Source organism: Mesorhizobium sp. M7A.F.Ca.US.006.04.2.1, assembly GCF_004022915.1.
Classification (GTDB): Bacteria; Pseudomonadota; Alphaproteobacteria; order Rhizobiales; family Rhizobiaceae; genus Mesorhizobium; species Mesorhizobium ciceri.
On record NZ_RZQA01000162.1, the window covers coordinates 1 to 9286 of the forward strand.

Here is a 9286-nt window from a genome sequence, read left to right on the forward strand (position 1 = left end):
TTCCAAGGCCGATGGCTGTCGTCCCTGGTGCGCAGTTGGCGATAGAGCTCCCACTGATCGCGCCGGAACCCGGCAAGATCGTCAAGGCTGCCGGGCCATGCCGAGCCGTCGGCAACAAGCGTCGCCTTGTCGATGGCGTGGATAGCTTTCAGTTTCGCCTTGTCGCGGATGGCCTCCAGTTTTCGGGGCCTGAAATCGGACCATAAGATCTGCAACAGGTCATAGGCGATCATCGAGCCGAGGCTGTGCGAGACCAGCACGATGCGATCGTAGGTATCGTCCATCATCAGACGCTTCAGCAGCTTCAGGCCGCGGTCGCGGATCAGCGCCCGCTTCTCTACCGTGGCCGCTTCAGCGCGCACATAGGCCGCGACATCGCCGAAATAGGGAAGGCCAAAACGGTCCACCGACCAGATGACGAACGAGGCCAGGATGGTGACGAGGACGCCGACGGTCCACGAAATCTGCTGCTGCCAAACCGACGTCGCAAGCGCGAGCGTCGCGACCAGGGCGATGATGACGGCAACCAGGGTGACCAGATAGAGCTTTCGGGCGTCCGGCGGTATGTCGGCGGGCTTGCGCCACAGCAGATTTGTCACCCAGGCGGCAAGCCGGCCTCGCGTCGTGCCCTGCGTGATGTCGGCCCAGTAAAGCTCGTAGAAGTCGGTGCGGCGGCCATCGACATCGTAGGGCGTGGTGATGCGGCGAAGTTCGTACGAATTGGTCCGGCTGTCGGGAGTGATCCAGCTCTGGTTGATCTTCGCGCCGGCGGGGTCGGCCGGATCGGCGACATGGGCATAAAACGGCGCGCGGTTGGGGTCATGGCTCCAGACAGCCTGGACAAAGCCTCGCAGCGTATCCATCGGCCGCTGTTCACCCATGCCATGCACGATCACCACCGCCTGGCCAGGCTTGCGCGGCGCTTTCCCGGCGGGCGGCGATGCGATCGGGTCAGGCACCAACGTCTCCGTCGACGACAATCCCGCCGTCGAGGCGGGAATTCGTCATCGTAGCGCCGAAATCGCCGTCGAGCCAAGAAAAAGCCCGGCGCGAAGCCGGGCGATTCTTGGCGTGTCCCGGCGCTTATCCCGGATCAGTGATCCATGGCTTTGACGATCTCTTCGGTCATCTTCTTGGCGTCGCCGAGCAGCATCATGGTGCCGTCCTTGTAGAACAGCGTGTTGTCGATACCGGCATAGCCGGAACCGAGCGAGCGCTTGACGAACAGGCAGGTGCGCGCCTTGTCGACATCGAGGATCGGCATGCCGTAGATAGGTGAGGACTTGTCGTCGCGCGCGGACGGGTTGGTGACGTCGTTGGCGCCGATGACATAGGCAACGTCGGCTTGCGCGAACTCCGAGTTGATGTCCTCAAGCTCGAACACCTCGTCGTAGGGCACATTGGCTTCGGCGAGCAGCACGTTCATGTGGCCGGGCATGCGGCCGGCGACCGGGTGGATGGCGTACTTCACGTCGACGCCATTGGCCTTGAGCTTGTCGGCCATTTCGCGCAGTGCATGCTGCGCCTGGGCAACCGCCATGCCATAGCCCGGCACGATGATGACTTTCTGGGCGTTCATCATGAGGTAGGCGGCATCGTCGGCAGAACCCTGCTTGACCGTGCGTTCGATGCCGTCATCGGCGGCCGCTGCCGTCTCCCCACCGAAGCCGCCGAGAATGACCGAGATGAAGCTTCGGTTCATGCCCTTGCACATGATGTAGGACAGGATCGCGCCGGATGAGCCGACCAGCGCGCCGGTGATGATCAGCGCCAGATTGCCGAGCGTGAAGCCCAGCGCCGCCGCCGCCCAGCCGGAATAGGAATTCAGCATCGAGACGACGACCGGCATGTCGGCGCCGCCGATCGGGATGATCAGCAGGATACCGAGCACCAGCGAGGCGGCAACGATCAGCCAGAAGACCAGCTTGGACTCGGTGGTGACCAGCAACACGATCAGCACGACGAGCGCGATAGCAAGTGCGGCGTTGATGAAGTGGCGTGCGCCGATCATGATCGGCTTGCCGGACATGCGGCCATCGAGCTTGAGGAAAGCGATGACCGAGCCGGTGAAGGTGATGGCGCCGATGGCGACGCCAAGGCTCATCTCGATCAGGGCCTGGGCATGAATGTCGCCATCCGTGCCGATGCCGAAGCTTTCCGGGGCATAGATCGCGGCAGCCGCCACCATGACGGCGGCGAGGCCGACCAGCGAGTGGAAGGCAGCGACCAGCTGCGGCATCGAGGTCATGGCGATGCGGCGCGCGGTAACGGCGCCGACGCCGCCGCCAATGGCAAGGCCGAGCACGATCAGGCCGAAGCGGCCGGCGGACGGGGTCGCCAGAGCCAGTGTGGTGGCGATGGCAATACCCATGCCGATCATGCCGTAGAGATTGCCCTGGCGGCTGGTGGTCGGATGCGACAGGCCGCGCAGCGCCATGATGAACAGGACACCGGAGACGAGGTAGAGGAAGGACGCGAAGTTGGCGTTCATGGCGCTCTACTTGTCCTTCTTCTTGTACATGGCCAGCATGCGCTGGGTGACGAGGAAGCCGCCGAAGATGTTGACCGAAACCAGCATCAGCGCGACGAAGCCGAAGCCCGCGGCAATGCCGGAGGCGGCGATGCCGACGGCAAGCAGCGCGCCGACGACGATGACCGAGGAGATGGCATTGGTGACGGCCATCAGCGGCGTATGCAGTGCGGGGGTCACCGACCAGACGACGTAGTAGCCGACGAAGATCGCCAGGACGAAGATGGCGAAGCGGAAGACGAAGGGATCGATGGCGCCGCCGGAGAGCGCATGCGCGGCATCACCGGCTGCGTCAGTGCCGCCGGGCGCGGTCGCCAGATTGTGCACCGCCAGCCGGACGGCGGCGGAGGCCTGGTCGAGCTGGTCGAGGGCTTTCTGCAGGGTCTGGTCCATCACGCGATCCCTTTCGGCTTCGACGAGGGCGACTTGGGTGCGGCCGCCTTCTTGGACGCGGCTTTCTTGGGCGAAGCATCGGCGACCATGGTCTTGGCCGGGATCGCGGCCGGCTCGACATATTGGCCCTTTGCCGGCTGCTGGTCGGCTTTCACGAAAGCCGGATGAACCACCTTGCCGCCATCGGTCAGCATCGTTGCCTTGACCAGATCGTCGTCGCGATTGATGGCAAGCGTCTTGGTCGTCTTGTCGACCAGCGTCTCGAGAAAGGCGAACAGGTTCCTGGCATAAAGCAGCGAGGCCGACGCCGCGATGCGGCCAGGCACATTGAGATGGCCGACAATCTTGACGTTGTTGGCGGTGGTGACCACCTTGCCGGCTTCGGCGCCCTCGACATTGCCGCCGCGCTCGACCGCGAGGTCGACGATCACCGAGCCCGGCTTCATCGAAGCGACCATCGCCGACGAGACCAGCTTGGGCGCCGGCCGGCCGGGAATGAGCGCCGTGGTGATGACGATATCCTGCTTGGCGATGTGCTCTGATGTGAGTGCCGCCTGCTTGGCCTGATATTCCTTCGACATTTCCTTGGCGTAGCCGCCGGCCGTTTCGGCCGCCTTGAATTCCTCGTCCTCGACCGCGAGGAACTTGGCGCCGAGCGAGGCGACCTGTTCCTTGGCGGCGGGGCGAACGTCGGTGGCGGTGACAACCGCACCAAGCCGGCGCGCGGTGGCGATCGCCTGCAGGCCGGCGACGCCAACGCCCATGATGAAGACCTTCGCCGCCGGCACCGTGCCGGCCGCCGTCATCATCATCGGCAAGGCGCGGTCATATTCCGAAGCCCCGTCGATCACCGCCTGATAGCCGGCCAAATTGGCCTGCGAGGACAAGACGTCCATCGACTGCGCGCGGGTGATCCGGGGCATGAATTCCATCGAGAAAGCGGTGACGCCGGCCTTGGCAAGAGCTGCCACGGCGGCATCGTTGCCGTAGGGGTCCATGATGGCGATCACAGCCGCGCCGGGCTTGTAGCTCTTCAGCTCGGCATCACCAGGCCGGCGCACCTTCAGCACCACATCGGCCTTGGCGACATCGGAAGCCTTGCCGATAGCAGCGCCGGCGCTCGCATAGTCGGCATCGATGATGCGCGATTTCAGACCGGCACCGGCCTCGACGACGACGTCGAAGCCCAACGCCGCCAGCCGTTTCACCGTATCGGGCGAAGCCGCGACGCGCGGCTCGTTGGCATCGAGCTCACGAGGGATGAAAACCGTCTGTCCCACCGCATGATCCTTTCGGCCGGAAGCTATTTCCCGCAAGACGCCGGCCGGCCTCGCGGCGGCGCCGTGGACAAGATGTCGGAAAAATCTATCGGAGGATAAAGGCGCCGACAGCCAGAATCAGCACGAACAGAATGGTCGCCGAGAAGAAGCCGCCCGCGAAGAAGCCGAAGGCCATCGCCAGGAGCAGGGCGCCACAAAACAGCGAGCCGTACTTGGCCAGCGCGAGGAAGCCCGCATAGGTGCGGTCATGCTCGGCATAGTCCATCTTCGCGCCCAGTTCGACAGGACCAGTCGGCGAGTGATCAGCCATAGGAATACCCCTTCGAAGACATCTTTCAGGCACATAGCGAAAAGCCGCGCCGAGAGCAATGGCGCTATTGCCGCACAACAACCGACAACTGCCTCAAAGAAAGATTGAAGCCAGCAGTCGACGCCGCGACGGAGTCCGATCGCTGGATTCTGATGCTTGATGCGGAACTCCGAAGGGCGGACGCTTGCGTGGCCTAAGCCGGCGCCTCAGCCTGCTAGATGCGGAAATAGCCCGAGCAACCCGACGACGATCAGATAGAGCGCGACGATGTAGTTCAACAGCCTTGGCATGACCAGGATCAGCACGCCGGCGATCAGCGAGATGAGCGGGGTTAGCGCAAGTGTGGAAATGGTCATGGCGGGTTCCCTCAAAAACCTCAGATCGACCCGGAGCGCTGCTCGTGGCCTCACCCAGAACGCCGAAGTCGCCAAAAGGCTCCTGTCGGCCCTGCAAAATCGTGTGGATCCCTGCCGTATCAGGCGGCTTCGTGATAGTATTTTGCCGTCGGCAGGATGGTCAGCGGCGCGAGTTCCCCGACATGCGGCGTATCGAACAGCATGCGCTGCTCCATTGGCGTCGAGCGGAAGAACGGGAACCGTGAGAAGGACCGCTCGCGGATTGCGTTGACGTCGGCGCGGTAGAGCACGACCTTGTTGAAAACGCCCGGATAGGCGCGCGACTCGCTGATCTTCTCCGAGTAGTAGATACGCTTGTAGAAGCCGGCGTGATCCTCGCGAATGGTCGACAGGCAGTAGGGCGCGTTGAAATGGAAGCACGCCATGCCGGCCAGCCGCAGCGTCAGGTAGGGAATCTGCGGGTAGACGCGCGACCATTCGGGATCGGACGCAAACCGGCTGGGACAGATGAAGCTCAGCCCGTCACGAAGCATCGGCATGACGATGTCGCCAAAGGCCTTGGTGGAAGGCGACATCGGCGTGGCCAAGGTGACGTGATGGATACGCAGCGTGCTGACGAGTTCCTGGTCGATATAGACCCCGAAGCGGTACACATTCGGTGCCTCGTCGAGCTCATCGTGAATGGTATGGTTTTCGTTGTCGGGCACCATATCGTTCGAGCGATATGACTTGTAGCGCAGGCGGTAGATGTCCTCGAGATCTTCGCCCTTGTCGCAGCGGCGGTACTCTGTCCGCTCAAGCATCGCCGAAACGTTGCGGGCGAAGCTGGACATGGTGTCGGCGGCGTCCTTCCCGTCCTCGCCCGTCACCGGACGAAGCGAACTCAACTGCACAATCATCAACTCAATCCCCGTACATTGCCGCCGCGATCCGACACTACGACAGGGTCTTGGGATGTAAAAGATGAAAACAGGAAGCAGCCCGTTTACCAGTCGTTAAGGTTAACGATTGCTAAAATAAAACTAAAATTGGTGGTTTTCTTCGTTTTCTGCGTCGCGACGGGGAAAGAGCGTGTCTCGAACATGACGGGAAGCGGCTGAAATTCTGGCATGGCCCGCGATGTGCAAAGAAACCTCGAATGCAGTGAATGCCTAAAGCCTGGGCGCCTGTTCAATCCTGATGGAAACAGGGATGGGCTCTCAGTGCCCGGGCACCATGCGCCAGGCGCCGCAAATCAGCGGCGTACCGCCTTTTTGGCGGTCCTGATATCCTTGGCGAAGGGCCATACCGTGTTCGACATCGTCTCGATGCCGGAAGCGCTGAGCGCCGAACCGAACAGGAACCCCTGGACAAGATCAGGCTTGACCTGCAGCGCCAGGATCTTGAGCTGCTCGAAGGTCTCGACCCCTTCGACGGTCACCGAAAGCCCCAGCGGCCGCGACAGGTTGACGATACCCTTGAGCAGCTCGAGCGAACGGGGATTCTGGGTGACGTCCATCAGGAAAGAGCGGTCGATCTTGATCTTGTCGAGCGGCAGCTTGTGCAGGTAGCTCAGGCTCGAATAGCCGGTGCCGAAATCGTCGAGCGCGATGCGCACGCCAAGCTGCTTCAGCTCCTCAATATACTGGCGCGTCAGCGACTTGTCATCGAGCAGCGCCGTTTCGGTGACCTCGATCTCGAGCCTACTGGCGGCGAGGCCGGAGCCGGCCAACGCATCGCGAACCTTCTGGATGACATCGCGGCTGCGGAAATCCTTGGCCGAGAGATTGACCGAGACGCTGGTCTGGTCGGGCCATTTGGCGCATTCGGCGCAGGCTGCCTGCAGCACGAAGGTGCTGATCTCGGAAATGATGCCCATTTCCTCGGCCAGCGGAATGAAGATGCTGGGCGAGATTGGCCCGAGATCTGGATGATCCCACCGGCACAGCGCCTCGCAACTGGCGATACGCATTGTGCTCATCGCCACGATCGGCTGATAGACCACCCGCAGGCTCTTGCCCTCTACCGCGGTGCGCAGATCCGCCTTCATCAGCTGACGGTTGCGGAAGGCGGCATCCATCGAAGCTTCGAACAATCGCCAGCTGTTCTTGCCGAGTTCCTTGGCCTTGTAGAGCGCCAGGTCCGCCTTCACGATCATGGCGTCGACATCGGTATCCTTGACCCGTGACAGCACCGCGCCGCCGCTGGCCTGAATGCGCAGCCCGTGACCGGCGACGTCGACTTCCCCTTGCAGGCCGGCGAAAATCTCGTCGAGCTGGCTGGTCAGATGGCTCTCATCCTCGACGCGGTCGAAGAAGATCATGAACTCGTCGCCACCGAAACGGCTGACCGTGATATCTTGCTTGGCAATGGCGCCAAGCCGCTCGGCAACGGCATAGATCAAGCCGTCGCCGATCGGATGGCCAAGCGTGTCGTTGACGCTCTTGAAATCGTCGAGATCGAGCACCGCAAGGCCGCAGAGACGGTCGCGATCGCCGGACGCCATGGCCTCGCCCACCAATTCATGGAAATAGGCCCGGTTGGGCAGGCCGGTGAGATTGTCGTAGCGTGCCATGAAGCGGATCTTGTCTTCCGCCTCGACACGGGCGGTGACGTCCTCGAAGGTGATGACGCCCAGTTCCTGGCTGCCTTCGCGAGCCGAGAACTCGTAATGCTGGCCGTTGGCGAGGGAAACCAGCACCTTGCGGTCGCGACCCTCACGCAGCGCACGCGTCAGCTGCGCCTCGATGTAGCGGCAATCCTTGGGCGCCAGCATGCCGCCGGCGACACCGCGCATCAACAGACCGTGGATCGACCGTCCGAGCAGCGCGTCGGGCGACTTGAGCGACATCAGATGCGCGGCCTCGGCATTGGCCACCGCGACGCGGCCGTCCGGACCGAGCATGACAAGGCCGTGCGACATGGTGTTGAGCGCCCGGTTGAAGCGCTGGGCAATGCGGTTGGCCTTCTTCTCTTCCGAGACGGCCGCAAAAAGCACATCGCGTACGGTGTTGGCGAATTTCCGGATGGCGAACAGGAACGGCGCCGACAGGAGCCCGAGGAGGACATGGTAGATGTCGCCGCGCAGCAGGAAGCCAAGCGAGATCGGCCAGGTCAAGGCAATGGTCAGGATGGTGACCATGCGCGGCGAGCCGTAGTTGCGGCCGGCGATGGAGGTCGCCGTCGCGAGCGTCAGGCAAACGGAGGCGATTTCGGCGAAACCATCGCGCGCGAAATAGATGCCGAGCAGGCAGAAAGCGCCAAGCGTCAAGCCATGCAGGGAGCCATAGAGAATGTAGTCATTCTCACGCTTGTGCGCCTCTTCCCAGGTCGTCGGCGACGGCATGCTGTTGTATTTTCGAAAGTTTCTCATGCGGAACACACCGACGAGAACCATCGAGATCGCGACCAGCAAATACCGCGGATCGCCGCTCTTCCACCAGACCAGGCCGATCAGGAAAGTCTGCGCGAGAATGCCGATCGAAAGTGTCAGCCCGTCGCGAAACAGGGTTTCCACGAACGGAATATAGACGTCGACCGGGATCTCGTTCTTTTTTCGCAGATTCAACGCCTGAATCCCAACCCTGGGGAGCCAAGCAGTGCCACATCCGCCTTAAGAAAGATTTAGAGAGACCCTCGCGCTCCTGCCGTCAAGCCGGGTGACGCAGCGGAAAGCAAGGAAACTGTCGTTCAGGTAAACAAGGCGTATCGATCATTCGGCGGCCTGAAGTTCGGGCCGCGCCGGCGTACTCGACAGGCGTTCGAGCAGCCTTTGGCGCTCGCCGGCGGCCTTTTGCGCGCTGGCTTGACGGACGTGGCCATAGCCGCGGATGAGGGCAGGCACCGAGGCCAGCGCAACCGCCGCATCGACCCTGGCTGGGGCCAACGATCCGGCGATGAGCTCCAGATCCGCCTCGTACCGCGCCAGCAGCTGCCGCTCCATGCGCCGTTCGGCGGTGTAGCCGAACAGGTCGAAGGCAGTGCCGCGCAGGCCCTTCATCGCCGCCAGCACGCGAAAACCCTTCATCATCCACGGGCCGAAGCTCGATTTCCGCGGGCTTCCGTCATTGCCGCGACGGCCCATGATCGGCGGAGCGAGGTGGAATTCGAGCCTTTCGTAGCTCTGGAACTGCTTGCCCAGTTCGGCGGCGAAAGAGCCGTCCGTGTAAAGACGCGCCACCTCGTATTCGTCCTTGATCGCCATCAGCTTGAACAGGTTCCTGGCGGCAGCCTGCGACACCGCGGTCGAACCAGGTACGGCCTTCGCTTCGGCGGCGCGCAACGCGGCCAGTTTTCCGGCATAACGCCTGCCATAGGCGGCGTTCTGATAGGCGGTCAGGAAGGCGACGCGGCGGGCAATGATGTCGTCCAGCGTCTCGGCGGTGTCCGTGGCCTGGCCTGCCTTTCCAGCCGCGGTCGGACCCGGCTGGGCAACCAG

Annotated in this window: 8 protein-coding genes and 1 pseudogene; all 9 read right to left on the reverse strand. The window is 62.7% G+C overall.

Annotated features, from left to right (window positions below; all coding sequences use genetic code 11):
- Positions 1–959, reverse strand: a pseudogene (locus tag EN925_RS11360) (hypothetical protein); the annotation flags it as partial.
- Between the two features lie 134 nt (positions 960–1093).
- Complete coding sequence (locus tag EN925_RS11365) at positions 1094–2491, reverse strand: NAD(P)(+) transhydrogenase (Re/Si-specific) subunit beta (RefSeq protein WP_013528201.1); 1398 nt, start codon at positions 2489–2491, stop codon at positions 1094–1096.
- A gap of 6 nt (positions 2492–2497) precedes the next feature.
- The gene (locus tag EN925_RS11370; protein WP_024501908.1) at positions 2498–2926 is read right to left on the reverse strand and encodes an NAD(P) transhydrogenase subunit alpha; all 429 of its coding nucleotides are present in this window, start codon (positions 2924–2926) and stop codon (positions 2498–2500) included.
- Positions 2923–4203 (reverse strand): Re/Si-specific NAD(P)(+) transhydrogenase subunit alpha, encoded by a 1281-nt coding sequence (locus EN925_RS11375; protein WP_127368040.1) that lies wholly within the window; start codon positions 4201–4203, stop codon positions 2923–2925. Before EN925_RS11375 ends, EN925_RS11370 begins: the two co-directional genes overlap by 4 nt.
- An 85-nt stretch (positions 4204–4288) precedes the next feature.
- Positions 4289–4513: an aa3-type cytochrome c oxidase subunit IV gene (locus EN925_RS11380; protein WP_013528204.1), complete on the reverse strand. Its 225-nt coding sequence runs from the start codon at positions 4511–4513 to the stop codon at positions 4289–4291.
- A gap of 206 nt (positions 4514–4719) precedes the next feature.
- Positions 4720–4869: a DUF3096 domain-containing protein gene (locus EN925_RS11385; protein WP_013528205.1), complete on the reverse strand. Its 150-nt coding sequence runs from the start codon at positions 4867–4869 to the stop codon at positions 4720–4722.
- Positions 4870–4988: 119 nt separating this feature from the next.
- Positions 4989–5768, reverse strand: coding sequence for a hypothetical protein (locus EN925_RS11390; RefSeq protein ID WP_013528206.1), 780 nt, complete (start codon positions 5766–5768; stop codon positions 4989–4991).
- Positions 5769–6103: 335 nt separating this feature from the next.
- Positions 6104–8416 carry an EAL domain-containing protein gene (locus tag EN925_RS11395; RefSeq protein WP_013528207.1) on the reverse strand — a complete coding sequence of 771 codons (2313 nt, stop codon included), beginning with the start codon at positions 8414–8416 and terminating at the stop codon, positions 6104–6106.
- Between the two features lie 144 nt (positions 8417–8560).
- Positions 8561–9286: DUF6537 domain-containing protein (locus EN925_RS11400; protein WP_348630325.1), on the reverse strand; the 726-nt coding region annotated here is incomplete at its 5' end.

Coding starts and splice junctions, on each gene's coding strand:
- EN925_RS11365 (WP_013528201.1), bottom strand. CDS start 2,491: ATGAACGCCAACTTCGCGTCCTTCCTCTACCTCGTCTCCGGTGTCCTG.
- EN925_RS11380 (WP_013528204.1), bottom strand. CDS start 4,513: ATGGCTGATCACTCGCCGACTGGTCCTGTCGAACTGGGCGCGAAGATG.
- EN925_RS11385 (WP_013528205.1), bottom strand. CDS start 4,869: ATGACCATTTCCACACTTGCGCTAACCCCGCTCATCTCGCTGATCGCC.
- EN925_RS11390 (WP_013528206.1), bottom strand. CDS start 5,768: ATGATTGTGCAGTTGAGTTCGCTTCGTCCGGTGACGGGCGAGGACGGG.